The organism is Achromobacter sp. ACM04 (genome assembly GCF_014851465.1).
Classification (GTDB): Bacteria; Pseudomonadota; Gammaproteobacteria; order Burkholderiales; family Burkholderiaceae_B; genus Achromobacter; species Achromobacter aegrifaciens.
Genome location: NZ_JACUZS010000001.1, coordinates 1,581,991 through 1,608,779, shown reverse-complemented (window position 1 = coordinate 1,608,779; position 26,789 = coordinate 1,581,991). Strand labels below are relative to the sequence as shown.

At 65.5% G+C, this 26,789-nt stretch carries 25 protein-coding genes and 1 pseudogene; 18 read left to right on the top strand and 8 right to left on the bottom strand.

The genetic code is table 11. The features are described 5' to 3' along the window. Positions 1–34 precede the first annotated feature (34 nt). Both guaB and guaA read left to right on the top strand, forming a co-directional pair. The gene (gene guaB / locus IB259_RS07475) at positions 35–1,495 is read left to right on the top strand and encodes an IMP dehydrogenase (protein ID WP_054456333.1); all 1,461 of its coding nucleotides are present in this window, start codon (positions 35–37) and stop codon (positions 1,493–1,495) included. A gap of 118 nt (positions 1,496–1,613) precedes the next feature. Continuing rightward, positions 1,614–3,206 carry a glutamine-hydrolyzing GMP synthase gene (gene guaA, locus IB259_RS07470; protein ID WP_192328288.1) on the top strand — a complete coding sequence of 531 codons (1,593 nt, stop codon included), beginning with the start codon at positions 1,614–1,616 and terminating at the stop codon, positions 3,204–3,206. 80 nt (positions 3,207–3,286) lie between these two features. On the opposite strand, the gene IB259_RS07465 is transcribed toward guaA, so the two are convergent. Beyond that, entirely contained in the window at positions 3,287–4,498 is a 1,212-nt protein-coding gene (locus IB259_RS07465) for an MFS transporter (protein WP_175213562.1), read from the bottom strand. 226 nt (positions 4,499–4,724) lie between these two features. Between IB259_RS07465 and IB259_RS07460 the strand changes: the two genes are divergently transcribed. Continuing rightward, complete coding sequence (locus IB259_RS07460; protein WP_192328285.1) at positions 4,725–5,639, top strand: LysR family transcriptional regulator; 915 nt, start codon at positions 4,725–4,727, stop codon at positions 5,637–5,639. A gap of 57 nt (positions 5,640–5,696) precedes the next feature. On the opposite strand, the gene IB259_RS07455 is transcribed toward IB259_RS07460, so the two are convergent. Then, positions 5,697–6,863, bottom strand: a complete 1,167-nt coding sequence (locus IB259_RS07455) for a mandelate racemase/muconate lactonizing enzyme family protein (RefSeq protein WP_192328282.1) — start codon at positions 6,861–6,863, stop codon at positions 5,697–5,699. 81 nt (positions 6,864–6,944) lie between these two features. On the opposite strand from IB259_RS07455, the gene IB259_RS07450 reads away from it, so the two are divergent. Genes IB259_RS07450 through IB259_RS07430 form a run of 5 tightly spaced genes read left to right on the top strand, consistent with a single transcriptional unit; the run spans position 6,945 to position 12,012 of the window. Continuing rightward, positions 6,945–7,712: an ABC transporter permease gene (locus tag IB259_RS07450; RefSeq protein WP_054456338.1), complete on the top strand. Its 768-nt coding sequence runs from the start codon at positions 6,945–6,947 to the stop codon at positions 7,710–7,712. A gap of 29 nt (positions 7,713–7,741) precedes the next feature. Continuing rightward, a complete protein-coding gene (locus IB259_RS07445) occupies positions 7,742–8,599 on the top strand; it encodes an ABC transporter ATP-binding protein (protein ID WP_192328279.1) in 858 nt (285 codons plus the stop codon). Between the two features lie 34 nt (positions 8,600–8,633). Then, positions 8,634–9,632 (top strand): ABC transporter substrate-binding protein, encoded by a 999-nt coding sequence (locus IB259_RS07440; protein WP_054456339.1) that lies wholly within the window; start codon positions 8,634–8,636, stop codon positions 9,630–9,632. Then, positions 9,629–11,296 (top strand): GMC family oxidoreductase, encoded by a 1,668-nt coding sequence (locus IB259_RS07435; protein WP_192328276.1) that lies wholly within the window; start codon positions 9,629–9,631, stop codon positions 11,294–11,296. The genes IB259_RS07440 and IB259_RS07435 overlap by 4 nt, the downstream gene beginning before the upstream one ends. Further along, a complete protein-coding gene (locus IB259_RS07430) occupies positions 11,293–12,012 on the top strand; it encodes a GntR family transcriptional regulator (RefSeq protein ID WP_054456341.1) in 720 nt (239 codons plus the stop codon). The genes IB259_RS07435 and IB259_RS07430 overlap by 4 nt, the downstream gene beginning before the upstream one ends. Before the next feature lie 60 nt (positions 12,013–12,072). Here the strand turns inward: IB259_RS07430 and IB259_RS07425 are convergent, their stop codons facing one another. Then, positions 12,073–12,870, bottom strand: a complete 798-nt coding sequence (locus IB259_RS07425; RefSeq protein WP_192328273.1) for an aminoglycoside adenylyltransferase family protein — start codon at positions 12,868–12,870, stop codon at positions 12,073–12,075. Between the two features lie 136 nt (positions 12,871–13,006). Here IB259_RS07425 and IB259_RS07420 point away from each other — a divergent pair, with 136 nt between their 5' ends. From IB259_RS07420 to IB259_RS07400, 5 genes and pseudogenes are all read left to right on the top strand, one after another. Continuing rightward, positions 13,007–13,612, top strand: coding sequence for a hypothetical protein (locus tag IB259_RS07420; RefSeq protein ID WP_192328270.1), 606 nt, complete (start codon positions 13,007–13,009; stop codon positions 13,610–13,612). 23 nt (positions 13,613–13,635) lie between these two features. Beyond that, positions 13,636–14,643 carry a hypothetical protein gene (locus IB259_RS07415; protein WP_119451361.1) on the top strand — a complete coding sequence of 336 codons (1,008 nt, stop codon included), beginning with the start codon at positions 13,636–13,638 and terminating at the stop codon, positions 14,641–14,643. 59 nt (positions 14,644–14,702) lie between these two features. Further along, entirely contained in the window at positions 14,703–15,911 is a 1,209-nt protein-coding gene (locus IB259_RS07410) for a hypothetical protein (protein ID WP_192328267.1), read from the top strand. A gap of 17 nt (positions 15,912–15,928) precedes the next feature. Further along, positions 15,929–16,033, top strand: a pseudogene (locus IB259_RS07405) (VOC family protein); the annotation flags it as partial. Positions 16,034–16,117: 84 nt separating this feature from the next. Next, complete coding sequence (locus IB259_RS07400) at positions 16,118–16,465, top strand: hypothetical protein (RefSeq protein WP_192328264.1); 348 nt, start codon at positions 16,118–16,120, stop codon at positions 16,463–16,465. A 63-nt stretch (positions 16,466–16,528) separates the two neighbouring features. Here the strand turns inward: IB259_RS07400 and IB259_RS07395 are convergent, their stop codons facing one another. Together IB259_RS07395 and IB259_RS07390 are read right to left on the bottom strand one after the other, a co-directional pair. Beyond that, a complete protein-coding gene (locus IB259_RS07395) occupies positions 16,529–18,142 on the bottom strand; it encodes an NAD(P)/FAD-dependent oxidoreductase (protein ID WP_175161458.1) in 1,614 nt (537 codons plus the stop codon). Between the two features lie 90 nt (positions 18,143–18,232). Further along, positions 18,233–19,186 (bottom strand): GlxA family transcriptional regulator, encoded by a 954-nt coding sequence (locus IB259_RS07390; RefSeq protein WP_175161455.1) that lies wholly within the window; start codon positions 19,184–19,186, stop codon positions 18,233–18,235. Positions 19,187–19,322: 136 nt separating this feature from the next. Here IB259_RS07390 and IB259_RS07385 point away from each other — a divergent pair, with 136 nt between their 5' ends. From IB259_RS07385 to IB259_RS07370, 5 genes are all read left to right on the top strand, one after another. Continuing rightward, the gene (locus tag IB259_RS07385; protein ID WP_175161453.1) at positions 19,323–20,123 is read left to right on the top strand and encodes an SDR family oxidoreductase; all 801 of its coding nucleotides are present in this window, start codon (positions 19,323–19,325) and stop codon (positions 20,121–20,123) included. Between the two features lie 3 nt (positions 20,124–20,126). Continuing rightward, a complete protein-coding gene (locus IB259_RS07380) occupies positions 20,127–21,341 on the top strand; it encodes a multidrug effflux MFS transporter (protein WP_192328261.1) in 1,215 nt (404 codons plus the stop codon). A 42-nt stretch (positions 21,342–21,383) separates the two neighbouring features. Further along, entirely contained in the window at positions 21,384–21,797 is a 414-nt protein-coding gene (locus tag IB259_RS07375; protein WP_054456351.1) for a PaaI family thioesterase, read from the top strand. Between the two features lie 255 nt (positions 21,798–22,052). Continuing rightward, positions 22,053–22,328, top strand: a complete 276-nt coding sequence (locus IB259_RS30950; protein ID WP_082401177.1) for a hypothetical protein — start codon at positions 22,053–22,055, stop codon at positions 22,326–22,328. A gap of 4 nt (positions 22,329–22,332) precedes the next feature. Next, the gene (locus IB259_RS07370; RefSeq protein ID WP_192328258.1) at positions 22,333–22,857 is read left to right on the top strand and encodes an AlpA family transcriptional regulator; all 525 of its coding nucleotides are present in this window, start codon (positions 22,333–22,335) and stop codon (positions 22,855–22,857) included. Between the two features lie 134 nt (positions 22,858–22,991). Here IB259_RS07370 and IB259_RS07365 read toward each other — a convergent pair whose 3' ends face one another. The 3 genes from IB259_RS07365 to IB259_RS07355 are packed head-to-tail and all read right to left on the bottom strand — an operon-like array spanning position 22,992 to position 26,749. Then, complete coding sequence (locus tag IB259_RS07365; RefSeq protein ID WP_119451371.1) at positions 22,992–24,116, bottom strand: C45 family peptidase; 1,125 nt, start codon at positions 24,114–24,116, stop codon at positions 22,992–22,994. 28 nt (positions 24,117–24,144) lie between these two features. Next, on the bottom strand, positions 24,145–25,185 hold the full coding sequence (locus IB259_RS07360) for a CapA family protein (protein WP_125472963.1): 1,041 nt from the start codon (positions 25,183–25,185) through the stop codon (positions 24,145–24,147). Positions 25,186–25,195: 10 nt separating this feature from the next. Further along, positions 25,196–26,749 carry an ABC transporter substrate-binding protein gene (locus tag IB259_RS07355; protein ID WP_054456355.1) on the bottom strand — a complete coding sequence of 518 codons (1,554 nt, stop codon included), beginning with the start codon at positions 26,747–26,749 and terminating at the stop codon, positions 25,196–25,198. Positions 26,750–26,789 lie beyond the last annotated feature (40 nt).

Sequence of the window (26,789 nt, the reverse complement as noted above, 5' to 3'; positions counted from 1 at the left end):
GGCGTATAATCTTGCTTTGCGCCCGGAGTTACCCATGCGTCTCGTACAAAAAGCGCTCACCTTCGACGATGTGTTGCTGGTGCCTGCGTATTCCGAGGTCCTGCCTCGCGACACTTCCCTGGCTACGCGCCTCACTCGCAACATCACCCTGAACATCCCGCTCGTGTCCGCCGCCATGGACACCGTGACCGAATCGCGCCTGGCCATCGCCATGGCGCAAGAGGGCGGCATCGGGATCATCCACAAGAATCTGTCGGCTGAAGCCCAGGCCCGCGAGGTCGCCCGCGTCAAGCGCCATGAATTCGGCATCGTGATCGATCCGGTCACGGTCACCCCGCAAATGAAGGTGCGCGACGCTATCGCGTTGCAGCGCCAGCATGGCATCTCGGGCCTGCCGGTGGTCGAAGGACGCAAGCTGGTCGGCATCGTCACCAACCGCGACCTGCGCTTCGAAGAAAACCTGGACCAGCCCCTGCGCAACATCATGACGCCGCAGGAACGCCTGGTCACCATGAAGGAAGGCGCCACGCTTGAAGAGGCGCAGTCCCTGATGCACAAGCACCGCCTGGAGCGCGTGCTGATCGTCAACGACGGCTTTGAACTGCGTGGCCTGGCCACCGTCAAGGATATCGTCAAGAACACCGAACACCCGATGGCCAGCAAGGACGCCCAGGGCCAGCTGCGCGTGGGCGCGGCTGTGGGCGTGGGCGCCGGCACCGAAGAACGCGTGGAAAAGCTGGTTGCGGCTGGCGTCGACGTCCTGATCGTCGACACCGCCCACGGCCATTCCAAGGGCGTGCTGGAAGGCGTGCGCTGGGTCAAGCAGAACTACCCCAAGGTTGAAGTCATCGGCGGCAACATCGCCACCGCCGCCGCCGCGCGCGCGCTGGTCGAGTACGGCGCCGACGGCGTCAAGGTCGGTATCGGCCCGGGCTCCATCTGCACCACCCGCATCGTCGCGGGCGTCGGCGTGCCGCAAATCCATGCCATCTCCGAAGTCGCCAAGGCGCTGGAAGGCACGGGCGTGCCCCTGATCGCCGACGGCGGTATCCGTTATTCGGGCGACGTTGCCAAGGCCCTGGCGGCCGGCGCTTTCGCCTGCATGATGGGCGGCATGTTCGCCGGCACCGAAGAAGCGCCGGGCGAAGTCGTGCTGTTCCAGGGCCGTTCGTACAAGTCCTACCGCGGCATGGGCAGCCTGGGCGCCATGACGGACGGCTCCGCCGACCGTTACTTCCAGGATCCGTCCAACAACGCCGACAAGCTGGTTCCCGAAGGCATCGAAGGCCGCGTCCCCTACAAGGGCAGCGTGCTGGCCATCATTTACCAACTGGTCGGCGGCATCCGCGCCTCGATGGGCTACTGCGGCTGCGCCACCATCGACGACATGCGCACCAAGACCGAATTCGTGGAGATTACCTCCGCGGGCGTGCGCGAGTCCCACGTGCACGACGTACAGATCACCAAGGAAGCGCCCAACTACCGCGCCGACTGATCCGTACAGTCAACTACAATGTCATGCATCGCGCACCGGCAGAACCGCAACATGAATCAGCGGTTCTGCCGGTGCGGTTTTATTTACTGCGGTTTTATTCTTTACCGGTAGAGTCTCCATGCACCAGCGCATCCTCATTCTCGACTACGGTTCGCAAGTCACCCAGCTGATCGCCCGCCGCGTCCGCGAAGCCGGCGTCTACTCCGAAGTGCACCCCGGCGACGTCGACGACGCCTTCGTGCGCGACCAGATGGCGCAAGGCCTGAAGGGCATCATCCTGTCCGGCAGCCACGCTTCCGCCTACGAAGAAGGCTCCATGCGCGTGCCGCATGCGGTGTTCGAACTGGGCGTGCCCGTTCTGGGCATCTGCTACGGCATGCAGTCCATGGCGCAGCAGTTGGGCGGCGTGGTCAGCTATTCCGACCACCGCGAATTCGGCTACGCCGAAGTCCGCGCCCACGGCCACACCAAGCTGCTGGAAGGCCTGGAAGACTTTTCCACGGCCGAAGGCCACGGCATGCTCAAGGTCTGGATGAGCCACGGCGACAAGGTCACCCAGCTGCCCCCGGGCTTCAAGCTGATGGCTTCCACGCCGTCCTGCCCCATCGCCGGCATGGCCGACGAAGACCGCAAGTTCTACGCCGTCCAGTTCCACCCCGAAGTCACGCACACCGTCCAGGGCAAGGCCATGCTGGCCCGCTTCGTCAACGAGATCTGCGGCTGCGAAGGCGACTGGAACATGCCCGACTACGTGGCCGAAGCCGTCGCCCGCATCCGCGAGCAGGTCGGCACGGACGAAGTCATCCTGGGCCTGTCCGGCGGCGTGGACTCCTCGGTCGCCGCGGCGCTGATCCACAAGGCCATCGGCGACCAGCTCACCTGCGTGTTCGTCGACCACGGCCTCTTGCGCCTGGACGAAGGCAAGCAGGTCATGCAGACCTTCGCTGAAAACATGGGCGTGAAGATCATCCACGTCGACGCCACCGCCCAATTCATGGGCAAGCTGGCCGGCGTGGCGGATCCCGAAGCCAAGCGCAAGATCATCGGCCGCGAATTCGTCGAAGTGTTCCAGGAACAGGCGGGCAAGCAGAAGAGCGCCAAGTGGCTGGCCCAGGGCACGATCTACCCCGACGTCATCGAATCCGCTGGCGCCAAGACGGGCAAGGCCACCTCCATCAAGTCGCACCACAACGTGGGCGGCCTGCCGGACACGCTGAACCTGCAACTGCTGGAGCCGCTGCGCGAACTGTTCAAGGACGAAGTCCGCGAACTCGGCGTAGCCCTGGGCCTGCCGCCGCAGATGGTCTACCGCCACCCGTTCCCCGGCCCCGGCCTGGGCGTGCGCATCCTGGGCGAAGTCAAGCATGAATACGCCGAACTGCTGCGCCGCGCCGACGCGATCTTCATCGAAGAGCTGCGCAACACCAAGGACGAGGCCAGCGGCCTGACCTGGTACGAGCTGACCTCGCAAGCGTTTGCCGTGTTCCTGCCGGTGAAGTCGGTGGGGGTGATGGGCGATGGGCGCACCTACGAATACGTGGTGGCGTTGCGTGCGGTGCAGACCTTCGACTTCATGACCGCCGATTGGGCGCCGCTGCCGCATCCGCTGCTGGCGCGGGTGTCGTCGCGGATCATCAATGAGGTGCGTGGCATTAATCGCGTTGTTTACGACGTGTCGAGCAAGCCGCCTGCGACGATTGAGTGGGAGTGATCCCGCTGTTGTCGTGCGGTGAATGAAAGAGGCGCTTCGGCGCCTCTTTCATTTTGAGTCGGGAGATGAAAGCGCTGCTGTCATCCCCTCAATCGCACCAAGAATGCTCCGAGCGCCGTGGCAGTGGACAGCACCGTCACCGCCATCCATCCGAACTGTGCATACAGCAAGGCTGCCAATGCCGACCCGACGGCCATTCCGATGAACATGCCGGTGAACAGCACCGCGTTGAGCCGGCTGCGGGCGTTCGCATCGATACCGTAGATGATGGTTTGGTGCGCGATCAGCGCTGCCTGTATGCCCAGGTCGAAGCCGATGGCGCTGGCGACCAGCAATCCCAGCTGCGCGCCGGGCGCCAGGAACGGGGTCAAACCCATCACGGCGAAGGACACGACGACCAGAGCTGCGCCCAGGCGGGTGACTAGCGCGGCGCCGTGGCGGTCGGCGATGCGTCCGGCGATGGGAGCGGCCATGGCTCCTGCCGCGCCGGCCAGTCCGAAGGCGCCGGCGGCGGCTGCGCCCAGGTTGAAGGGTTCGCCATGCAGCATGACGGCCAGGGTGGACCAGAAGGCGCTGAAGCCGATCGACAGCAGGCCTTGGGCCCAAGTGGCGCGACGTAGTGCGGCATGTTGCTGCCATAGCGCGGCCAGCGATCGCAGCAGCGCAAAGTAGGGCAGTCGCGTGCTGGCCTCGAAGCGCGGGAGTTGGCGGCTTGCGGCCAGGCCCACGAGTGCGATGCTGGCGGCGGCGGCCGCGAACATGGCGCGCCAACCCCAGTTCTCGGCAACGAAGCCGCTGACTACCCGGGACAGCAGGATGCCCAATAGCAGGCCTGTCATCACCGTGCCCACGATCTTGCCGCGGTGCGCGGCTGGCGCCAGCGTTGCGGCTGCCGGCACGATGTCCTGCGCCATTGTCGCGGACAGGCCGACGGCCAGGCTGGCGGCCAGCAGCGTCGCCAGCGTAGGTGACAGCGCCGCCAGCAGCAGCGCGGCAGACAGGATGGCGGCCTTGAGCAGGATGATCCTGCGCCGGTCGTGCCGGTCGCCCAGCGGCGCCAGAAAGAGGATGCCCAGGGCATACCCCAACTGGGTCAGTGTCGGCAGCAGTCCGACCGACTGGGAAGAGGCGCCGATGTCCGGAGCCAGCACGCCCAGCATGGGCTGGCTGTAGTACAGGGATGCGACCGACAGGCCGGCGCTGCCGGCCAGCATGAAGGTCAAGCGTAGTGGCAGCCCCGAGGAGACGGTCGGATCCTGATCCTTGGTGGCGGTAATTTGCGTGGAAGACATGTTGCTATGTTCCGGGGGCTTGGTGGGCGGCCGCCGCAGCGGCCTGTTGAAGGGCTTGCAGGAACGGCGCGAGGGGTTGCGCAGCGCTGACGAGTGAAGCGCCGATGCACAGGGATTTCACGGCGTAGCTCCTTGCGTTGAGGGGAAGGCCAGATTAGTCTTTGCATGGAATTCAATGAATTGGTCTTTATCGCAACGTAGGGTTGCGTTATTTGCAAAGATAACCATGGATAAACTGCAAGCCTTGCGCGTCTTCCTGGACGTGGCCGAGTCAGGAGGATTCTCCAGAACCGCGCGGCGCCTGGGGGTCGCCACGTCTTCCGTCACGCGGCTGATCGATACCTTGGAGGCGTCTCTCGGTACCGCGCTGCTGACCCGGTCGACGCGCCGGGTAACGTTGACCGACGCAGGAGTGACTTACCTGGAGCAGGTGTCCAGGGTTGTGTCGGATCTGGAGGAGGCCGACGGCAGCGTGTCGGACGTTGGCGCGGTCGCGGTCGGACCCTTGCGAGTTTCCTTGCCTGTGACCTTCGCGCGCTTGTGCCTGGGACCCTATATCTCGGGTTTCCTGCGCGAGAATCCGCGCGTGTCACTGGATCTGGTGCTATCCGATGCGTATGTGGACCTGGCGGCGGAGCGGATCGATGTCGCCGTCCGCATTGGCACACCGGACTTGCAGCCGCAATTGATCGTGCGCAAATTGGCCGAGCATCGGCGCTATGTGGTGGCCAGCCACGAATACCTGGAGCGGCACGGCACGCCCACTGCGCCGGAGGAATTGACACAGCACGACTGTCTGCGATTCGCCCACCAGGCCGGGCCGCAGCGCTGGTCGTTTCTTCGGGGCGATGACAAGGTGCAGCATGTGGAGGTGCAGGGGCGTCTGGCCGCCAACAACTCGGACATGCTGCGCGAAGCCGTGCTGGATGGACAGGGCATCGCGCTGCTGGCGGAATGGCTGATCCGGGAGGACGTGCGGGCCGGGCGGCTGCGCCGGTTCTTCGAGGACTACGAGGTCAATCCTCAAGAGCAGAGTGTGTGCGTCCATGCGGCGTATCTACCGAATCGCAGGCACTCCAAAAAGGTCCAGGTATTCCTCGATTTTCTCCAGATGCGTCTTGCGACAAGCGCGGCCGGCTGACGTCAAGCCCTGTTGACCCCTGCAGCCTGGGCAATTGAGGGCCTTCTTTCTGGGATGTTATGAACGCAAACCACAGATCTCGTGCAATTGCGCGAGATCCGGCTCCACGCCCAGGCCCGCCGCGTTTCCGAGCTTGGCCTCTCCTTCGATGATGACGCCCAACGCCGGGCTGAGGGCCGCGCGCAGCGGGTTCTCGTTGGCATCGATTTCAAGCATGCCGCCGGCTCGTCCTCGCGCCGCCAGAATGTGCGCCGACGCAAGCTGGCCGACACCCGCGCCAAGGAAATGCGGACAGTAGCGCAGTCCAGCCTCGTGAATCCTGTCGATGATGGGCAGGCAGCCGGATATGCCGCCCCATTTGGCCAGATCCGGCTGTACGACTTTAAGCGTCCTGCTGTTGATCATGGTCTCGAAGGCATCTGAACCGATGAGGTTCTCCCCGGCTGCCAGGGGGATGTCCGTTTGAGCAGCCAACTGCGCCCATTCCGACAGTGGGCGATCCGCGCGCAGCGGCTCCTCCAGCCAGCGCGGCGCGAACTCGCTGAAGTGGCTGGCCATGCGCTGCGCACCCGCCAGATCCCAGGCCTGATTGGCGTCCAGCATGAGCTCGTTGCCCGAAGGCAGCCGGGCGTGCACCGTTCTGACATTGGCGAGGTCCCGCTCTTCGCCAAAGCCCACCTTGAGCTTGAAAGCGCGATAGCCCTCCGCGTGTTTTGCGAGCACCGTATCTTCGGGGCGGTCAGGGTTGATGCCGCTTGCATAGACGCGGATCACGTCCGAGACGCCGCCCAGGAATTGCCATAGCGGCACGCCCGCCCGGCGCGACAGCATGTCCCACAAGGCCAGGTCGATGCCGGCGATCACCTGCGCGATGGGCCCGGGTTCGCCCGACTGGATGGCGAGCACCGCGGTGCGCGCGCTCATGTGGGCAAACGCGGCTTGGGCCGAGGCGTAAGGCTGACCGACGACCAGCGGCGCGACAACGGTTTCAAGCAGACGGGCGCGGTGTTCCGCGCCGCAGCCGGGAAAGTTGCACCAGACCTCGCCCCAGCCCACCGCGCCATCCGTGTCCTCTACCCGCACGAGCAGGGCGGGGCGGTCATGCATGGTGCCGAACGAGGTCTGTACCGGACGCTTGACCGGCCATCGCAGGACGTAGGCCTCGATACGCGTCAGCGTGAATGGTTTGATGGACCAGGCTTGAGTCGTATTAGGGTTTGTCATGGCATGAAGATATTAAGTGCTGGTCTATAGTATGTTTAGCACTTACGGATTGCAACTCAGGTCTAACCCTCTATATACACCATGCGCCTTCCGTCCTTCATCTCGCGCCCGCTGCTCATCGCGGCGCCATGGCTATGCATCCTCTTGCTGTGGCTGGCGGTGCGCGCCAGCGGACTCGTCAGCCCCGCACTTGTGCCTTCGCCGGCCGCGGTCGTCGAAAAGTTCATCGAGCTCTCCAAGGACCGCCTGTGGCTGGACATCTGGATGTCGGCCCGGCGCGTCTTCACGGGCGTCGCGCTGGGCATCCTGGTGGCAGTGCCTGTGGGTTTTTGCCTGGGCTGGTACCGCGGGCTGCGGGTCTTCATCGATCCCGTCATCAACTTCTTTCGCGCGCTCCCGCCGATCGCGTTGATTCCGCTGGTGATCGTCTATTTCGGCATCGGCGAATCGGCCAAGACCGTCATCCTGTTCTATGCCTCGTTTTTTGCCGGCGTCATCGTGATGTACGAAGGCATCGCCCAGATCAGCCCGATCTTCGTGCGCGTCGCCCGCACGTTGGGCGCCAACGACGTGGAGATCTTCGCCAAGGTCATCGTGCCGCTTACCGTACCGCACATCCTGACGGCCATCCGGGTGGCGCTGGGCGTGGCCTGGGCCACGCTGGTGGCGTCCGAACTCATTGCGGCCCAGCAGGGGCTCGGGGCGCTTATCCAGAATGCATCGTCGTTCTTCCAGCTGGACGTGATCTACGTGGGGATCATCTGCATCGGCCTCATCGCCATGCTGATGGACCTGGCGCTGAGGGCCGTGAGCCGGCGCCTGGTCGCGTGGCAAGACCGCATCGCCTGAGACCGTTCCGGACATACAAGACCATGACCATGAGCACTCAACTGCGCAGCGTGGACACCGCTACGCCCAAGCCTTCCCAGGAACCGGAAGTCAGGATCAGGTTCGATAACGTCACCGTGGACTTTCCCACGGCCACAGGCCCGATGAGGGTGGTGGATGGCGTGACCCTGGACATCCGGGATGGGGAGTTCGTCTCCATCATCGGCCCTTCAGGCTGCGGCAAGACGACCTTGATGAATATCGTCGGCGGGTTTGTGCAACCCACCGCCGGCTCCGTGACGCTGGACGGCCGGCCCATCACGGCGCCCGGGCCCGACCGCGGCGTGATCTTCCAGGAATACGGCGTGTTTCCGTGGCTGACGGTGCGCGGCAACATCGAGTTCGGCATGAAGCTCGCGGCCAACAAGACGAGCCCGCGGGAGCGCGCCGAGATCTGTCAGCGCTACATGAAGCTGATGGGCCTGAGCGACTTCGCCGATCACTTTCCGAAGCATTTGTCCGGCGGCATGCGGCAGCGGCTGGCGATCGCGCGTGCCTACGCCGTCAAGCCCCAGTTCCTGTTGATGGACGAGCCCTTCGGCGCGCTGGATGCGCAGACCCGGACCGCGATGCAGGACCTGCTGCTCGAAGTGCTGCAGACCGAAGGCAAGACGGTGATGCTGATTACCCACTCGGTTGAAGAAGCCGTCTACCTGTCGTCAAAGATCGTCGTGGTCACCGCCCGGCCCTCAAAGGTCCGGAAGGTGATAGAGGTGCCTTTCGGCTACCCCCGTTCGGAGCGGGTCCACGAGGACCCTCGCTTCGTCGAGTTGAGCCGCGAGATCCGGGAGCTGGTCATGTTCGAGTACGAAGCCCAGGCCCGCCAATCCGTGCGCCCGACGGATTGAGCCAGCGTCAGCAGCCCCACCACAAGGAGACTCCATGAAACTCGACCGCAGAACCCTGCTCAAGGCCGGCATGGCCGCTTCCATCGCAGCAATCGCGGCGCCTGCCATCGGCCAGGCGCGCAAGAAACTGCGCGTAGGCTACTTGCATACGCCCGCCGTCGACGGCCACCTGTGGCTGGGCTTGCAGATGGGCAGCTACGCCAAGCATGGTTTGGAACTGGAGCCCATTGTCTTCACCACGGGGCTGGAGATCTTCCAGGCCATGATAGGCGGCAGCCTGGATGTGCTGGCCACCGGCGCGGTTGTGTCGAACTTTCCAGCGCGCGGGCAGGGCAAGGTTTTTCTTGTGAACGACATCGAGTACGGTACTGCCCAGCTTTGGGTCCGCGACGAGTCGATCAAGACCGTGGCCGATCTGAAGGGCAAGCAGATCTCCACGACCACGGGTACGACCGCCCATGTGTTCCTGGACCGGGCCTTGCGCGCCGCCAAGCTCGATCCGGGCAAGGACGTGCAGATCGTCAACCAGCGCATGGCCGATGCCGTTACCTCGTTCGTGTCCGGCGCGGTCAGCGCGGTTGCGCTCTGGGTTCCGTTTGACACGATCGTCCGGTCCAAGGTGTCCAATGCGCGCATGCTGATCGACGCTTCCGCGTTCTATCCGGAGGCGGCGATCATGGGCGGATGGGCGGCCAGGAACGATTTCTACGAGGCCCAGAAGCCGGCCATCCGCAGCCTCATCGCTGCCTGGGGCGAGGCCAACGATGCAATCGTAAAAACCCCGGACGCCGCGGTGGAGACGCTGCAGAAGACGCAATACAAGGACGTGCCGCTGGCCGAGTTCAAGGCGCAGTTCAAGCAGGCCAAGTATTTCTCCACGGCGGAATGGCGCACCAAGTACGAGGACGGCTCAGTGACACGCTGGCTGCAGCAGGTGACCGATTTCTTCGCGCAGGCCGGGAACATTCCGAATCCGGTTCCCGCTTCGCGCTACTTCGATCCCTCGGCCTATCTGGAGGCGATCAAGGCATGAGCATTCCGGCTGGCGCGGGCTTTGATTACATCGTCGTCGGCGGCGGCTCCGCCGGATGCGTGCTGGCCAACCGGCTCAGCCGCGATCCTGCGGTGCGCGTGCTGCTGCTGGAGGCGGGCGCGGCTGCGCACAATTTCTGGCTCAAGCTGCCGGTGGGCTACTTCAAGACCATTTACGATCCGCGGTTTGCTCGGCTGTTCCCGGTCGAAGCCCAGGCCGAAACCGGCAATCGCACCATCCTGTGGCCGCGCGGCAAGGCGTTGGGCGGTTCAAGCGTGATCAACGGCTTGTTGTACATCCGTGGACAGCATGAGGACTACGACGACTGGGCCGATCTGGGCGCAACGGGATGGGCCTATCGGGACGTACTGCCGTACTTCAAGAAATCCGAGCGCTACGACGGGGGCGAGTCCGAGTATCACGGCGCTTCCGGCGAACTCCGTGTCTCCAACCTGCGCAATGAACATCCTTACACGGCTGCTTGGGTGGAAGCGGCAGTCGAGGCCGGCTGCCGGCGCAATGACGACTTCAACGGCGCCGAATCGGAGGGTGTGGGTCCCTACCAGCTGACGCTGGGCAGCCGTTGGCGTTGCGACGCCGCGACCGCGTTTCTGTATCCGGTCAGTTCGCGTCCGAACCTGGTGATCGAGACCGGCGCCCATGTCACGCGCATCCTGATCGAAGGCGGCCGGGCGCTGGGCGTGGAGTGGGTGCAAGAGGGCCATTTGAAGCGCGCGATGGCGGATGTCGAGGTGGCGCTTGCTGCGGGTGCGCTGCAATCGCCCCAGGTACTGCAGCTCTCCGGCGTGGGCGACGCAGCGCTGCTTGCCAGGCACGGCATCGCCGTCGCCGCACATTCGCCGGAAGTCGGCCGCAACCTGCAAGATCATTACCAGGCGCGCGTGATCGTCAAGCTTAAGCGGCGCATGTCGCTCAACGACGCGGTGCGCAATCCGTTCAGCCTCGCAGGCATGGGGGCGCAGTGGCTGTTCCAGGGCAGGGGACCGCTCACGGTGGGCGCGGGCCAGGTAGGCGGGCTGGCGGCGACCGAGCACGCGGTGGGCGGCCGTGCGGACATACTTTTCAATGTCATGCCGCTATCCGTGGACAAGCCAGGCGACGCGCTGCACCGGTTTTCCGGCTTTTCCGCGTCGGCGACGCAATGCAGGCCCGATTCGCGCGGCACCGTCGAGATCGTGGGCACGGATCCGTTCGCATCGCCGCGCATCGTCTCGAACTACCTGACCGAACCGCGCGATGCGAAGGTCTTGGTCGCGGGCTTGCGCATGTTGCGCGACATCTATGCCCAGCCGTCGTTCCGCGACCTGGTAACCGGAGTTGAGTACCTGCCGGGAAACGATGTGACGACAGCCGCCGCGCTGGAGCAATTCGCGCGCGACAAGGGCGGCACGGTGTTCCATCCTGCCGGCACCTGCCGCATGGGCGGCGACGCCGGGTCGGTGGTCGACGCGCGCTTGCGCGTGCGCGGGGTGGAGCGCTTGCGCGTCGTCGACGCTTCGGTCATGCCCCGCATGGTGTCGACGAACACCAACGCCGCCGCGATCATGATCGGCGAGAAGGGCGCCGCGCTGATCCTGGAAGACGCGCGCGGCGCTGCCCGGCCGCAAGCGCGTGATATAGTCGCGGACACTTTGACGCCATGATTCTCGACACCGCCCAAGCCCCTCTCTACGTTCAACTTTCGGATCTGTTCCGGCAGCGGATCCTGAAGGGTGTGTGGAAGAACGGCGAAAAATTGCCCTCGCTCGACGCGCTGGCCGAGGAGTTCCACGTGGCCAAGGTCACGGTGCGCCAGGCAATCGAAAGGCTTACCCGCGACGGACTGCTTTCGCCGCAGCGGGGGCGCGGCACCTTCGTGACGGGAGCGCCCCAGGACAACCGTTGGTTCCGTGTCGAGACCACGCTCGAGAACCTGTCCAGCGTCTATCGGGATACGCACCCGACCATACTCAATATCGACGAGTCCACGCGCACGCCGTTGCTGAACGAGTCGGACGGCGTCGCCGCGGAAAAGTACGTGTTCATGCGGCGCATCCATGCCCGCAACGGGCAGCCGTATTGCGTCATCAACATCTACCTGGACGCCGCCATCTTTGCCAAGCACCCTGCGCGCTTTCGCAAGGAGACCGTCATTCCCATTCTGATGGGGATGTCCTCGGTGGATATTGTCTCTGCCCGTCAGGTGCTGACCATTTCGACCGCTGACGTCGAGGTGGCGCGGCATTTGGGCATCAACGTGAACGCGCCCGTGGCGGAAGTTCGGCGCGTATTCACCGGGCCGGACCGCCGCGTCATCTACCTGGGCGAAGTGACGTATCGCGGCGATTTCGTGCGCATGGAAATCGACCTGAAGCCGTGATGGCTGAAAGGCTGCCCGCTGCATCCGCGCAGGCAAGCAGGCCGTTCACGTGTCCCCGGGTTATCGGCTGCCGGCCAGTCCTTCAATAGCGGCGCGGGCGTGGGCAATGAACGCTGCGGTTTCGGCATCGTGCCGTTGCGCCAGGTCGTCTTCTTCCTGTCCCAGATAGATCGCGCGCGCCTTGGCGAGGACGGGGCGGTAGGGCGCTTCCAACCTCTCGAGCAGCCATGCCGCCGCCTGGTCCTTGGATGCGATGCCCCCGGAGACGGCCGTGTACCAGATGCGCGCCAGCGCGAGGATGATGTGCTTTTCATCGCCGGCCCAGTCCTCGGGCGTGTTCCACTGCGCGACAGTGTCCAGTAGCGCCCGCCTCCGGTCTTCGCGGGGGACGGCCTGGAGCAACTGATCGGCCTGCGGCCCCAAGATGGGAATGCTGTGTCCACGGACCTTGGTGAGCAGTATGGCCAGATCGTGGTCCATCATGGGCGGTTCCACGACTCCCGCCATCAGATCGGTCCGCAGCCATTCGCCGAACTGGAGTTCGCGTCTGGCCGGGTGGCGCCAAGGCACGACGTGTTCCAGCGCCAGCACGGTGACTTCGAGCGCGCGCAAATCGGGCGATGAGCCGGGCGGCGCGGAGATCGGCAATAGCGCCGCGGCCAGCGCGCGCAGCACGGCTTCGTCCGGCGGCTGGGTCACGGTAACGAGCAGGTCGATATCGCTATGGGGCTGCAGCCCGCCGTCCACGGCGGAGCCGAACAGATGGATGGCGACGAGGCCAGCGCCCAGATGCCGTTCGATGAGGCTGCTGGCCGCTGCGACCTGGGGGGCGATTGAGGGGGGAACGAGATGAGCCATGCGTCGATAGTAGCGAAGTTTGCTCGCAGCCGGCAGGGCGGCGGCGCGCAGGCCATGATCGCCGCGCCGGCACTGGTACTATGCCGGCGCAAGGCCCAAGTCCGCTGATCCCAACAAGCCCACGACAGGCACCGAGATGAACCGTTTATTGCTCCGAGCAGGCGCCCTGGCCGCAGGCGTCCTGATGGCAACGGCCAACCAGGCGCAACCGCCTGCGGCCGCGCCCAATATTGGAGGCTGGCGCCAGGTGTCGGATAGCCAGTTCAACCGGCAATTCCATTTCTCGATGCTGCCCGGCGTGGCGGCCATCGGCAGCAACTGGGCGGTGTACGACTCCCGCGCGGGGAAGGTGGTGTGCTGCCTGGTGGTGGAAGGGCCGGAAGTGTCGGAAGAGCAACTGGGCAGCGTGTACGACATTCCGGGCCCCTGGATCACCGATCTGACCAATGGCTGGAACCTGGACGCGGCGCCTTACCGGCCGCGGGTGCAATTGCTGCGCGTGGATGGCGAGTTGCGCGACTACGAGTTCGCCGATGCTGGCGACGGCGTGGGCGGTCTGCTGGTCCCCGACCATGCCGACGCCGTCGCCGCCCGCTCGCTGGAAATCGATGGACAGCGCTACGCGGTGGAGCGCAAGGATTCGACGCTGGCTGATGACGATGGCGGCCTGTACACGTACAGCCTGCGTCCGGCCAAGGGCGGCGCGCCGCTGAAGATCGAGGTTCCCATCGGAACCTATTGAGCCCGGGAGGCGACGACCACCGCATGAGCCAGACCCTGCAAATCGAGGATGCCCCGCTCACCGAGGATGACATCCTGCTGCTGCGCAGATGCTCCCGCGGCAGACTGTTGATGGCCGTGTTCGGCGTCTTCGTGGTGCTGCTGCTGGCGCTTTCCGTGTTGACCTTTGTCGTGCTTGGTCTGTCCGAGTGGCGCGCGCTGGACGTCGGCGTGGGCGCGGTGCTGCTGGCGGGCATTGCGGTGATGGGAGCGCTGGCGGTGTTTTTCGGACGCAAGCTGCTGCGCATGCCGCCAGGCTGGCGCAGCCTCGACCGGGCGCTGAAGGGGCGGCTGGCCAAGCAGATCGTTTCAGGCCGGCTGACGTCATTTGGTCCGGCTTCCTCGACGCCGGGCGTGTGCTACGGATTCGGCGAGCAGCGCGTGGACGCCGCCCTGCCGTTCTGGAACGAGATCGCCAGCGACACTCGTAGCGGACACGGGCCCGCGACGGCCGTGGGTCTGACAAATCTGCCCGTGCGCCTGCACCTGCTGACCTTGCAGCCAGACTCGCCTCCCGTGCTGTTGCGGGTGGAGTACCCCATGAGCGCGGAATCCCTGGTCGCTGTCGAGGAAATCAGCGATGCCGACCGTGCGGCCGTGCGCAGGGAAGAGTTGGACGCGCGCAAGTTCATGCTGATCTTTGCCCTTGTGCCGCTGGTGGGGGGGCTGTTTCTGCCGCCGCTGCTGTTCGTCGCGGCGATCTTTGCGATCCTGGGAATGCTGTTTGGCATGCGCAGCCGCAAACTGCAGCGGGGGCTGTACAAACATGGCGTGCGGGGCGTGGTCGAAGAGGCCGTGGTCTATCGATTGCGCAGCCCCAACTCCTCGATCGTCTCGCTGGTGCACAACTACCGCATCGGCGGCGTGATGTATCGGGTCGAATACCTGGGCGACGTGGTTGAACCGGGCAGGCGCGTCGAGTTCGAGTTCCTGGATGGCGGCCTGAAGGGGCAGACTGCGCTGTTCTTCCGCGTGGACGGCGAGCCTGCGTAGGCGTCAATGAGTCGGCGGAACCGCCATCAGTGGATCCCGCCAAGCAAAAGGAGAGTTGCATGTCCGTACCCATAGACGTGTCCGGCGAGCCCGCGGGCTCGGTGAGCGAGGCAGGGCATTATCAGATGAGCCTGACCGCGGCGGGCAGCCACGTCTTCGCACGCGAAGCAGGGCGCGGCAATCTGATCATCGGCCCGGCCAGCATGGGCAAGAAGGCTGATCTGCACGTGGCTGGCGACGAGGCCATCAACTGGGCTGCATTTGAACCGTTCTCCACGCCTGCCGGCTCGCCGTGGCCGCGGCATATCGATTATTACGGCAACGACAGCGGTTTTTTCGGCTGGTCGCAGGGCCGCGAAATCGAGCAGTTCAGCTGGGCGCCGGCATACTCAGGCAGGCGCGCCATCGACGCGGGCGCGGCAAGAATCCAGACGCTGCGCATCCGGCTGGACCAGGTGTCGGGGCATCTTGAAGCCAGGTTGCCTCAGGTCTGTGACCTGGAGTTGTTTGGCGACCTGACGCACATTGCCGTGGCGGGCGAACTGCCCGATATGTTGTCGCTGCGGCCGGCGCTGGGGCGCCGGACTGGCGTGGCGCCTTACGCCTTGCCCGACCTCGGCCCGCTGCAGGACGTGCGCGCCCTGGCGCTGCATGGCGCGCCGCTGGGGCAGCCCATTTCGCTGCAGGGAATCGATCGCTTTCCGGAGTTGGAGAGCCTGTCGCTCTGGGGCGGCTTCAGCGGCTGGGAGGCGCTTGCCCGCCTGCCGCGCCTGACTAGTCTGGAGATCCGGTTCACGCCCGATCTGGATGGCTTGCCGGAACTGGCCAGTTGGCCCGCGCTGGACAGGTTCATCGCCTACAACGTCGACGAAGCCGCGGGCAAGCGCTTGAAGGCGCAGATGAAGGCAAGGGAGAAGGTCCGCGCATGGGGCGGTTACAACTCCGTCTCCCAACTGCGCAAGCGGGAGTGGTGGCAAAGCGAATACGGCCGGCCTTTCTCGGGCTGGAACAGCCGCATGGCGAAGTCGGCGAATACGGCCTACGACACGGCCCGGTCGGCGCTGGAAAGCGCAAGCAATACCGTTGAGGTCCAAGCCGCAATCTCTGTCTTTACCCGCCACTTCAACAGCATGAAGGGGATCGAGACCAGCGAGCGCGAAGACATAGGCGAGGCGGTGTGGCAGTTCAGCCAGCTTGCCCAGGTCGAACGGCTGGGAGTAAGCGAAGCGCAGACGCAGCGCTGGTTCGACGAGGCCAGGGATTACTGAGGCTTTGCTTACCCGTGGTCAAGGCCGCAGGCGATACCTTCTATGGCGGCTACGCGGGCTACTTCATGGATCCGGACGGGCATTTGTGGGAAGTGGTCTACAACCCACGGATGCTGCCTTAGGAATAGTCGCGTAGCGCTCTGTTACGGTGACAAAGGGGCGCTTCCTTTAAGCTCCGCGAGTCTCAATTCTGATGGAGCTGGCGCATGTTCAAGCCCTTGATTTCCGTGGCGTCGATGGTTGCATTGTTGGGAATGGGCGGCATGGCCCGGGCCCAGGATCTGGTCCTGCCTTCCATTCCCGAAGCGACGGATGCGATCGTCGACATGCTGGCGGACACGGGCATGCCCCGGCCGTCCAAGGTCAAGCTCGGAACCTGCATCCCGGCGGTGGAGGCCACGTATCCGGGCCAGGTCGCCTGCACGGTCGCGGTAACCCTGGGGGCCGCGGTCAGCGAGAATCAGATGGATTTCTACAAGCAGGACGGCAAGTGGAAAGCGCAGCCCAGCGTTTCCCGGGATAAGCTGCCGTTTCCTGATCCCAAGCTGGATTGAGAACGACCTCCGGCCTGGCGACGGCCACAGGCACTTCAACCCGGGCGCCGCAAGTGCGACTGTTTACGCCTGCCGGCTCATGATGCTCAAGGCCACCGCCTCGGCGATCTTGATACCGTCCACGCCCGCCGACAGGATGCCGCCGGCGTAGCCCGCGCCTTCACCCGCCGGGAACAGTCCCTGGGTGTTGAGGCTCTGCAAGGTTTCGTTGTCGCGCTTGATGCGGATGGGCGATGAGGTGCGGGTTTCGACGCCGGTCAGCACCGCGTCGTGCATGCCGAAACCCTTGATGGTCTTGTCGAAGACGGGCAGCGCCTCGCGGATGGCGGTGATGGCGAATTCGGGGAGCGCGGTGGCCAGGTCGGTCAGGTGCACGCCCGGCGTGTATGACGGCAGCACGGAGCCGAATTCAGTCGATGCCTTGCCGGCGATGAAGTCGCCGACCAACTGGCCTGGCGCGCTGTAGTTGCGGCCGCCCAGCTCAAAGGCCTGGGATTCCCATTTGCGCTGGAAGTCCACGCCCGCCAGCACATGTTCGGGGTAATCGACCTCGGGCGAGATCCCGACCACGATGCCCGCGTTGGCATTGCGCTCGTTGCGTGAGTACTGGCTCATGCCGTTGGTGACGACACGGTCGGGTTCGGAGGTGGCTGCCACCACCGTGCCGCCCGGGCACATGCAAAAGCTGTAGACCGAGCGTCCGTTGCTGGCATGGTGCACCAGCTTGTAGTCCGCCGCGCCCAGGATGGGGTGGCCGGCGTTGGGACCGAAGCGCGCGCGGTCGATCAGCGACTGCGGATGTTCGATGCGGAAGCCGATAGAGAAGGGCTTGGCTTCCATGAACACGCCCTGGTCGCGCAGCATCTGGAAGGTGTCGCGCGCGCTGTGGCCGATGGCCAGCACGACGTGGTCGGCCTCGATGTGCTCGCCGCCGGCCAGGGTCACGCCGGTGACGCGGCCGTTTTCCCGATGCAGCGTCTCCACCCTGCTGGAGAAGCGGACTTCGCCGCCCAGCTTTGTGATGGTGTCGCGCATGACTTCCACCATGCCGACCAGGCGGAACGTGCCGATGTGCGGCTTGCTGACGTACAGGATTTCTTCGGGCGCGCCAGCCAGCACGAATTCCTTGAGCACTTTTTCGCCGTAGTGCTTGGGGTCCTTGATCTGGCTGTACAGCTTGCCGTCGGAGAAGGTGCCGGCGCCGCCTTCGCCGAACTGGACGTTCGAATCGGGGTTCAGGATGCGCTTGCGCCACAGGCCCCAGGTGTCCTTGGTGCGTTCGCGCACGGCCTTGCCGCGCTCCAGGATGATGGGTTTGAAGCCCATCTGCGCCAGGACCAGCCCGGCGAACAGGCCACAGGGGCCGGTGCCGATGACAATGGGGCGCTTGGCCAGGTTGGCGGGCGCCTGGGCGACGAACTTGTATTCGGTGTCGGGAGTGGGCTTGACGTTGCGGTCGTCGTGAAAGCGCTTGAGCAGCGCCGCTTCGTTTTCGACGTCGACGTCCAGCGTGTAGATCAGCAGGATGTTGTGCTTCTTGCGCGCGTCATAGCTGCGGGAGGCAACGGTATGGCCGCGCAGATCGCTGGCCGCTACACCCAGTTTCTTGAGAATCGCGGCGGGCAATTCTTCGGGCGCGTGATTCAACGGCAGCTTGATTTCAGACAGTCGCAACATCTTTGGTCCAGATAAATGGGCGAGCACAACGTCGCCAAACGCGAATTGTACTGGACCGCAGGCAGGGGGCCGCGGGGTATCTGGCGCCGGTCAGGGGCCGGGAGGGCTGGTCCGCGCGTCGCGCCGCACTGCCTGGGGCGGCATGCCGAACCCGCGCAGAAAAGCCTCGCGCAGGTGGCGGCGGTCGCGAAAACCGGTTTCCCTGGCCACGACTTCCAGCGGATGCCGGCTGCTTTCTATCATCAGCCGGGCAGCTTCCAGCCGCAGCCCCTCGATGGCCTTGGCGGGCGACTGGCCGGTCTCGGCCGTGAATACGCGGCTGAACTGGCGCGGGCTCAGGCTGGCGGCCTGGGCCAGATCCTCCACGCTCAAGGGGCGGGCGAGGTTGCGGCGGGCATGTTCCAGCGCCTGCTGGATGCGGTCGGACTTGGGCGCGAGCCTGAGCATTTCCGAGTGCTGCGACTGGCCGCCCGAGCGGCGCTGATGCATGACCAGCCGGTGCGCCACCGCGCGCGCGATATCCGCGCCCAGGTCTTTTTCCACCAGCGCCAAGGCCAGGTCCATTTCCGCGGTCATGCCGGCGGAGGTCCAGACCGTCCCGTCGGCGATGTAGATGCGGTCGGCCTCGACCCGCGCGCGCGGATGGCGCTGCTGCAAGGCGTCGGCCCAGTACCAGTGCGTGGTGGCGCGCCGGTCGTCCAGCAGGCCGGCGTCGGCCAGCAGGAACGCGCCGGTGCACAGGCCGGCGACGCGGCGCGAGCGGGGCGCGAGTTTTTCCAGCAGCCGGGGGAGTTCGGACGCGACGGGCCTGGACAGGGGCGAAAGCACGCCGGCCACCAGCCAGGTGTCGGCCTGGCTGCGGGCGGTGAGCGGACGGGCCTGTACCGTCAGGCCAGCCGAGGCGCGCACCGCGCCATCCAGGGCGTAGCTCTCCATAGCGTAGAAGGGCTCGCGCGCCACCACATTGGCGAGTTCGAACACGGCCTGCGTGCCCAGGCCGATGATCTGGAAGCCTTCGGGAAGTATGTAACCGATGCGGTGCATGGGAGCGTCCTTGCGGGCTATGGCCCCGCGTATGTCCTGCGTCAATGTCCTTATTTATGACTATATACGTCATTTACGCCATGGGCTGCAAGCCGCAATATGGCTTCCATCGCAATCACCCCTACGGAGTCTCACCATGGCACAAACCCAACCCGGCACTGCCCTCGTTACGGGCGCATCCAGCGGCATCGGCGCGCTGTACGCGGAAAAGCTCGCGCAGCAGGGCTACGACCTGATCCTGGTCGCGCGCAACCGCGAACGCCTGAACGCGCTGGCCAGCGCCATCAGCACCCGTAGCGGCCGCGCGGTGGAGGTATTGGCGGCGGACCTGGGCGACCGCGCGTCGCTGGCCCGCGTCGAAGACCAACTGCGCCAGGACGCCAGCATTACCTTGCTGGTGAACAACGCCGGCATCGGCACGCATACGCCGCTGCTGCAAAGCGACGTGGAGCAGATGACGCGCATGGTCGACCTGAACGTCACCGCGCCGATGCGGCTGACCTATGCGGCGGTTCCGGGCTTTGTCGCGCGAGGCCGGGGCGCCATCATCAATATCGCTTCCGTCGTGGCGCTAGCGCCCGAAGTCCTGAACGGCGTCTATGGAGGCAGCAAGGCATTCGTGCTGGCGTTCAGCCAGTCGCTGCAGCACGAGCTGGCCGGGACTGGCGTGCAGGTCCAGGCTGTGCTGCCCGGCGCCACGGCCACGGACTTTTGGGCCATCGGCGGGCGGCCGGTGGAAACATTGGACCAGCGCATCGTGATGCGCGCCGAAGACCTGGTCGACGCCGCCTTGCTGGGCTTCGCGCGCGGCGAGAAGGTCACCATTCCCTCGCTGCATGCTGGCGAGGAATGGGACGCCTACGAGGCCGCGCGCCTGGCCATGGCGCCCCATCTGTCCAGCAGCGCCGTTGCGCAACGCTACACGGCCGCGGTCTGAACCATGGACACCGCCATCTCCGCTGCGGCGCCGGGCAGTGCGGCGCCTGCGCGCCTGACCGGGCGCCTGCTGGCCGTGCTTGCCGGCATGGCGGCCTTGGGCGCGCTGTCCACCAACATTATCCTGCCGGCGTTTCCCAGCATGGCATCCGAACTGGGCGTGGACGCCCGCGATATGGGACTGGTGCTGTCGAGCTTTTTCCTGGCCTTCGCCATCGGGCAATTGTTTGTCGGGCCGCTGTCGGACCGCTGGGGACGGCGCGCCCTGGTGGTGGGTGGACTGGTCTTGTTCATCGCTGGCAGCCTGGTCTGCGTGTGGGCGTCGACCTTGCCGCTGTTGGTGGCGGGCAGGGTGGTGCAGGCGCTGGGCGTATGCGCGGCCTCGGTGCTGTCGCGGGCCATCGCGCGCGACCTGTTCGAAGGCGAAGCGCTGGCGCGCACCCTGGCCTTGACCATGGTGGCCATGGCTGCCGCGCCGGGCTTTTCGCCTCTGCTGGGCAGCGCGATGGAGTACGGGCCGGGCTGGCGCGCGAGCTTTGCGCTGGTCGCGGTGCTGGGGCTTGTTCTGGCGCTGGCCTATGTGGCGACGGTGGGGGAGACGCATCCGGCCGACCGGCGCGCTGCGGCGACGCCCGCTGCCGTGCTGCGCGGCTATGCGGACTTGGCGCGGGATGTCCGGTTCATCGGTCCGGCGTCTGCCGTGAGCGTGGTCATCGGCGGCCTGTATGCCATTTTTGTAGCCACGCCAGCCATGCTCATGGGGCGCCTCGGTCTGAGCGCGCTGCAGTTGGGATTGTTCTTCGCCTGCACGGTGTTTGTGGTGTTCGCCGCCGGCATGCTGGCGCCGCGCCTGGCTCACCGCTTTGGCGCGGCCAGGGTGGCACGATCCGGCTGTGCGGTGGCGCTGGCGGGCGCGCTGACCTTGCTGGCGGGCGGCGAAGATAGCGGCCTGTCGCAGTTCACGGCCGCCGTGGCGCTGTATCTGTTCGGCATGGGACTGGTCAATCCGCTGGGCACTGCGCTGGCGCTGGGACCCTTCAGCCGGCAGGCCGGGCTGGCGTCCGCGCTGCTGGGCGGCCTGCAGATGGCTTGCGCGGGCGGCATGACGGCGCTGGCCAGCCTGGCGGGCGGCAGCCCAACGCTGATATTGGGCGGGGTGTTGGCTGGCGCTTCTGTGCTTGCGTGCGCTGCGTTGATGGCGGGCAAGCGCCAGCGGTAGTACTTTCCTGATTCTCGACAACCTGTACAAAGGACAAACGCAATGCTGCGCTCTCCCGAAACCATAGAAAGTCTCTTCGAACGGCAACGCGGCACGTTGCCTGACACCTTCGGCGTGCGGCCGCTGTCAATCGAGGAAGGGCGCATGTCCATGGAAATGACGGTGGCGCCGTGGATGATGGCGCCCAACGGTTATCTGCACGCAGCCTCGCAGGTGATGCTGGCCGATACCTGCGCCGGTTACGCCACCCTGGCGCATCTGCCCGAAGGGGCCAAGGGCTTCACTACGCTGGAGCTGAAATCGAACTTCCTGGGCACCGCTCGGGAAGGCGTGCTGACCGTAGAGGCGGTGGCGGAGCACATGGGGCGCACGACCCAGGTCTGGTCGGCGACCGTGGTCGACGCAAGCGGCCGCAAGCTGTCGCTGTTCCGTTGTTCGCAGATCATCCTTTGGTGAGCGCGCGGCCCGGTGATGGGCCGCGATGGTAGAACCCGCAAGCCATTCCAGCCTTTTCGTCCGTTTCTCAGACGGATTCCGCCTTGGTTCCCGCGAGCGCCCTCGATAAGCTGCAATGTCGGCTTTCAGGACCGGCGGCCATGGCGCAAAGAACGCCGTTCGTTCACGACGCCCGACGCTGTTGGCATCCCCTGAAGCTGTGGCTTGGTTGTCTATTGACAACCTATTCTTATGTCTTCATACTGGATACCAATGATGGCTCGTCCGTCCCATCCCAAAAAAGAGGTCGAGGCAGCACTGCACCATGCCGAAGAATGCGGCTGGCGTGTGGAAGTTGGCGGTAGCCACGCATGGGGGCGGATCTATTGCCCCAGCAATCTGGCGGACTGCCGCTGCGGCGAATTCTGCATCACCAGCATCTGGAGCACCCCGAAGAACCCCGGCAATCATGCGCGCGCCTTGCTGCGCGTCGTAAATAACTGTACTGCGCACCGCCACTTGCCTAGGGCTGACGGCGGCGCATGGGAGTAGTGCGATGGAATACACCTTCACCTTGAAGTACCAGCTTGCCGACGGCGACCATGACATGGATGCGTTGGTCGAACGCCTGGGGGCGGCCGGTTGCGACGATGCCCTGGTCGGCACCGGGCTGCCGGGACGCATCGCGCTGGAGTTCACCCGCGAGGCTGAAAGCGCGGAATCCGCCGTGCGCTCGGCGCTGGCAGACGTCAGGCGCGCGGTTCCAACCGCCAAGCTGATCGAGGCCGCACCCGATCTGGTGGGCCTGACCGATGTGGCCGAGATCGTCGGCGTCTCGCGCCAGAACATGCGCAAACTGATGCTGGCGTATCCAGACAGCTTTCCGCTGCCGGTCCATGAGGGCAGTACCTCGATCTGGCACCTGGCGGACGTGCTGGCCTGGTTGCAGGCCAAGGGCGGCTATCCGCAGGTCGAACAAGTCATGGACGTGGCGCGCGTGGCCTTGCAGGTCAATGCGGCAAAGGAAGGGCAGCGCGTTTCGCGTTCTGCCTCCAAGGAACTGGAAGCGCTGGTGGGATGACGGTCCTGCGCATTTTGAGAGCGCTTGCCCGCGCCAGCGTCCCGATCTCGTCCAGGATTTGCAAGGCGGGCCCCGGCAATATTCCTTCGCGCCGGCGATGCGCATGAAAAACATGCGCTCATGGCCCAACCCGTTCAGTCGATCGGATAGGCCTCGCCCTCCAGGCCATAGCGGGTGAAGAACTGCCCGAACGACGGCATGGCGGCGATATCCATTGTGAGTCCTGCGGTGTCCAGCACCAGGGTGGCGACGGTGGCCGAGCGGCCTCCAGTCAGCGTGCCGCGCGGCGGGCGGCAGACGGAATAGGGCGTGGCCCAGTCGTCCGCCAGGGCGCGCCGTACGTCTGTCACCGTGATCCGGGGGCCGCAGGCGTCCAGCAACTGGCGCACGCGCCAGGCCCGGTAATAGGTGTCCACGGCATTCTTCAGGCCCGCTTCGCGCAGCTTGCCCAGCGCGACTTCGCTCATGAAATGGTTGGAATGGGTCAAGAGGCCGTCCTGCGGCAGCAAGGTGAAGCTCTCGTCGGGCGCGCATTCGAAGTCGATCACCCAGCCGTTCTGGCTGACGATCATGTTGCTGGAGCAGGCCTTGGGCGTGGCGGCGATCAGCTGCATGGCGATGGCGACGTGCTGCTGGCAGAGCACCGCGCGCCGCACGCTGCTCAGCGGCACGCCGGACTGCGTGTAGTCGCGGTCGCTGCTGAGATAGTTGCCGGTCAGGCCGATGCCGGCCGAGTTGAAGCCGTGCCGCGCCAGGCCGCCGGCCTCCACCAGCGTCAGGAAGGTGATGCCGCTTTCCAGGGTGGCGCGCAGCACGATGGTGCTGTCGCAGGCGTCGGGTTCCCAGTCCCAGTTGTGGGCATGGATCAGCGTGCCTGTCGCGCTGCGCCCGGGCATGACCAGGGCGGCGGTGCATTCGCCCTCGGCAGGGTCCAGGTTGCCCATCTTGGCCAGCAGCCGCGCTTTGGCGATGACTTCGGTGCGGGCGTTGATCAGGGCTACGTCGTCGAAGGCGCAGCCCGCGCCTTGCGCGATGCCGCGCATTTCTTCGGTATGCGCGGGGTCGAACTTCTGGATCTGGTCTGCGAACTCCTTGATCAGGGCAGCCTGGGCGGCCATGGAAGTGCCGATCTTGTCGAGTTCGCCGCGATAGTGCCGCGCGCTGCGGGCAATGCGTTCGGGCACGGCGCGGCCGTACTGCACGCCGCGTTCAAAGGGGGCGCCGGAGATCGAGACTAGGGGAAACGGGGCGTATTTCATGGGAGCATCAAATGGGGGGGACGGATGTTCAGGAGGCGGCGTGGCCGGTCAGGTCCAGCAGCAGGGCATCGCCGTCGGCGTGCAGGTCCGCGCCCAGCGCGGCGGACGCGCGGATCAGCAGGTCGCGTTCTTGGGCCACGTCGGACGCGGGGAGGAATACGGTCTGGTTGGCGTCGTTGCGCTGCACGAAACGGAACTGCATGGCGGCGGGGCGCTTGTCGCGGATGTCGACGCGGACCGTCATGCCGGTCCACTCCGTATGCGCGTCCGCCTGGTGGGCGACCTGGAAGGAGAAATTGCCGCTGCCGTAAAGAATGGGCCTGCCGCGATGCAGTTCGATCGGCAGGATCATGTGGGGGCCATGTCCCAGCACGATGTCGGCGCCGGCCTCGACGGCCGCATGCGCGTACTCGCGCTGGTACTGCAGCACTTCGCGCCGGTAGCCCCAGTGCAGCGAGGCGATCACGACGTCCGCCTGTTCCCGCAGCGCCGCCACGTCGGCCCGGAATTGCGCGAGCGACTCCGGATCGGCCCAGGTCAGCACTTCGGGCGGCACGCCGGGGCGCGTGCGCGCCGCCTGCATTTCCAGCCGCGGCCGGTAGGCGGTATGGCCGCGGATGATGGCGACGCCGGCATGATGCGCGGTGGCTTCGTGGTTGTCCGGCCAGTACACGGCGGTGCGCTGCAGGAAGCCGTAGCGCACGCCGTCGCGTACCTCGATCAGCGGAGCGCGGGCGGCACTGGCGTTCGCACCGGCGCCCACGCTGGACAGGGAAGCGTTCCGCAAGGCCGCCAGCGAGGACAGCACCGCTTCATGGCCGATGTTGACATTGTTGGCGTTGCCCACCGCCTGCAGGCCGGCGTCGCGCAGGACCTGCGCGTGGCGGGGGGAGGTATAGAAGCCGCGCCGCTCCTGGGCGTGCTCGGGCAGGTCGTACAGGCAGCATTCCAGGTTGGCGAACACCAGGTCCGCTTGCCGCAGCGGCTGGCTGACGCGGTCGAACAGGCCGCTGGCGTCATCCACACCCTTGAGGTTGATGTCGCCCAGCAGATACAGGGTTTGATTCATGGTGGCGTTCCTAGTCGGCCTTTGAGACTTCCCAGAGCAGCGGCGCGCCGAAGATCGACGATTCGAAGCCCTGGACGTTCTTGCGGTATGCGCCCGTGCTCAAGGTATTGAACAAGGGGATGATGGGGACCTGCTCCAGCATCAGCCGGTGCAGTTGATCCAGCAAGGCCTGCCGTTCGGCGGGCGCCGTGGCGTTGGTGGCCTTTTCCAGCAGCGCGCGGGCAGCGGGGTCGTCCCACAGCTTGCGCGGCTGGGAACTCTTGTCGCCGGTGACGGCCTCGAAGTTCAGGGCGGGGTCCATGCGGCTGGAGTACGAGAACGACATCATCTGGTAATTGCCTTTCTGCCACTTGTCCTGCTGGGCGCCCCATTCGAGCACCTCGATGTCGGCGTTGATTCCGGCCTGCTGCAGCATTGCCTGTGTGATCACGGCCGCGTCGTAGTTCGGCAGATTGCGCTTGTTGGTCGAAATGACGATTTTCTCGCCCTTGTAGCCGGCCTTGGCGAGCAGCGCCTTGGCGCGCGCCAGGTCGTAGACGTAGCCCTGCTTTTCGGCTTCGCCATAGTAGGGCGAAGCCACGGGGACGAGCGAGTTGTTGGGCTCGGTCAGGCCGTAGGTCACGCCGGCCACCAGTTCCTTGTAGTTCAGCGCCGCGGCGATGGCCTGGCGCAGATAGGGATTGGACAGCAGCTTGTCGCGCGTCTGGATCGTCAGCGTGGAAGGCGCCAACTGGGGCGAGACATTGGTGCTGATGGCCTTGTTCTGCGCCAATTCAGCGACCTCGGAATACGGCACCTTGGACATCACGTCGATAGCCCCGCTGGCCAGGGCGGTCTTGGCCGTCGCCGGGTCGGAGATCACGACAAAGCGCACTTCGTCGACCAGCGGGCGCTTGGAACCCACATAGCCGTCGGGCTTGCCCGGCCGGTTGGCGTAGTTCTCGAAGCGCGTCAGGCTCACGTATTCGCGACGGCGCCACTCCGCGAAGCGGAACGGGCCGGTGCCGATGGGCTTGTCCCAGGTGCCGTCGGGCTTGACGGAGTCGCGATGGGTGATGGCCGTCATGCCGCAATCGCTGCGCGCCAGCGAATCGAGAAACAGCGGCGCGGCCCGGTCCAGCTTGAACACGACGGTGGCGGGATCGGTGGCGGCGGCGCTTTCCACTTTCAGGCCGATGCGACCATCGAAGTCGGTCAGGCAGCGCCAGCCCGTCTTGGGATCCATGTAGCGGTTCCAGCTCCAGACCACGTCGTCCGCGGTCAGGGGCGCGCCGTTGTGGAAGGTCACGCCCTGGCGCAGGTGGAAGGTGTAGGTCTTGCCGTCTTCGGATACGTCGATCTTCTCGGCCAGCAAGGGGGCGGGTTGGCCCTTCGCGTTGTAGCCGACCAGTCCTTCAACCACGTGCAGGATCACCCCATCGGTATTGGCGTCGCGGTTGACGCCCGGATCGCTGCTGCGGATGTCCGCGTCCTGATGGGCGCGCAGCACGGTGGCGCTCAGGGCCGGCGCGGCGGCCGTCAGGAGGGCGGCCAGGGCGGTGTACGCATACAGAGGTCGTTTCATGATGGGTCCTTGTTGTGAGCGGTTTGCAGCCGGAAGACGT

What these genes read in the sequence shown, in the direction of transcription:
- guaB (WP_054456333.1), top strand. Translation starts at nt 35, where the DNA reads ATGCGTCTCGTACAAAAAGCGCTCACCTTCGACGATGTGTTGCTGGTG.
- guaA (WP_192328288.1), top strand. Translation starts at nt 1,614, where the DNA reads ATGCACCAGCGCATCCTCATTCTCGACTACGGTTCGCAAGTCACCCAG.
- IB259_RS07465 (WP_175213562.1), bottom strand. Translation starts at nt 4,498, where the DNA reads ATGTCTTCCACGCAAATTACCGCCACCAAGGATCAGGATCCGACCGTC.
- IB259_RS07460 (WP_192328285.1), top strand. Translation starts at nt 4,725, where the DNA reads ATGGATAAACTGCAAGCCTTGCGCGTCTTCCTGGACGTGGCCGAGTCA.
- IB259_RS07455 (WP_192328282.1), bottom strand. Translation starts at nt 6,863, where the DNA reads ATGACAAACCCTAATACGACTCAAGCCTGGTCCATCAAACCATTCACG.
- IB259_RS07450 (WP_054456338.1), top strand. Translation starts at nt 6,945, where the DNA reads ATGCGCCTTCCGTCCTTCATCTCGCGCCCGCTGCTCATCGCGGCGCCA.
- IB259_RS07445 (WP_192328279.1), top strand. Translation starts at nt 7,742, where the DNA reads ATGAGCACTCAACTGCGCAGCGTGGACACCGCTACGCCCAAGCCTTCC.
- IB259_RS07440 (WP_054456339.1), top strand. Translation starts at nt 8,634, where the DNA reads ATGAAACTCGACCGCAGAACCCTGCTCAAGGCCGGCATGGCCGCTTCC.
- IB259_RS07435 (WP_192328276.1), top strand. Translation starts at nt 9,629, where the DNA reads ATGAGCATTCCGGCTGGCGCGGGCTTTGATTACATCGTCGTCGGCGGC.
- IB259_RS07430 (WP_054456341.1), top strand. Translation starts at nt 11,293, where the DNA reads ATGATTCTCGACACCGCCCAAGCCCCTCTCTACGTTCAACTTTCGGAT.
- IB259_RS07425 (WP_192328273.1), bottom strand. Translation starts at nt 12,870, where the DNA reads ATGGCTCATCTCGTTCCCCCCTCAATCGCCCCCCAGGTCGCAGCGGCC.
- IB259_RS07420 (WP_192328270.1), top strand. Translation starts at nt 13,007, where the DNA reads ATGAACCGTTTATTGCTCCGAGCAGGCGCCCTGGCCGCAGGCGTCCTG.
- IB259_RS07415 (WP_119451361.1), top strand. Translation starts at nt 13,636, where the DNA reads ATGAGCCAGACCCTGCAAATCGAGGATGCCCCGCTCACCGAGGATGAC.
- IB259_RS07410 (WP_192328267.1), top strand. Translation starts at nt 14,703, where the DNA reads ATGTCCGTACCCATAGACGTGTCCGGCGAGCCCGCGGGCTCGGTGAGC.
- IB259_RS07400 (WP_192328264.1), top strand. Translation starts at nt 16,118, where the DNA reads ATGTTCAAGCCCTTGATTTCCGTGGCGTCGATGGTTGCATTGTTGGGA.
- IB259_RS07395 (WP_175161458.1), bottom strand. Translation starts at nt 18,142, where the DNA reads ATGTTGCGACTGTCTGAAATCAAGCTGCCGTTGAATCACGCGCCCGAA.
- IB259_RS07390 (WP_175161455.1), bottom strand. Translation starts at nt 19,186, where the DNA reads ATGCACCGCATCGGTTACATACTTCCCGAAGGCTTCCAGATCATCGGC.
- IB259_RS07385 (WP_175161453.1), top strand. Translation starts at nt 19,323, where the DNA reads ATGGCACAAACCCAACCCGGCACTGCCCTCGTTACGGGCGCATCCAGC.
- IB259_RS07380 (WP_192328261.1), top strand. Translation starts at nt 20,127, where the DNA reads ATGGACACCGCCATCTCCGCTGCGGCGCCGGGCAGTGCGGCGCCTGCG.
- IB259_RS07375 (WP_054456351.1), top strand. Translation starts at nt 21,384, where the DNA reads ATGCTGCGCTCTCCCGAAACCATAGAAAGTCTCTTCGAACGGCAACGC.
- IB259_RS30950 (WP_082401177.1), top strand. Translation starts at nt 22,053, where the DNA reads ATGGCTCGTCCGTCCCATCCCAAAAAAGAGGTCGAGGCAGCACTGCAC.
- IB259_RS07370 (WP_192328258.1), top strand. Translation starts at nt 22,333, where the DNA reads ATGGAATACACCTTCACCTTGAAGTACCAGCTTGCCGACGGCGACCAT.
- IB259_RS07365 (WP_119451371.1), bottom strand. Translation starts at nt 24,116, where the DNA reads ATGAAATACGCCCCGTTTCCCCTAGTCTCGATCTCCGGCGCCCCCTTT.
- IB259_RS07360 (WP_125472963.1), bottom strand. Translation starts at nt 25,185, where the DNA reads ATGAATCAAACCCTGTATCTGCTGGGCGACATCAACCTCAAGGGTGTG.
- IB259_RS07355 (WP_054456355.1), bottom strand. Translation starts at nt 26,749, where the DNA reads ATGAAACGACCTCTGTATGCGTACACCGCCCTGGCCGCCCTCCTGACG.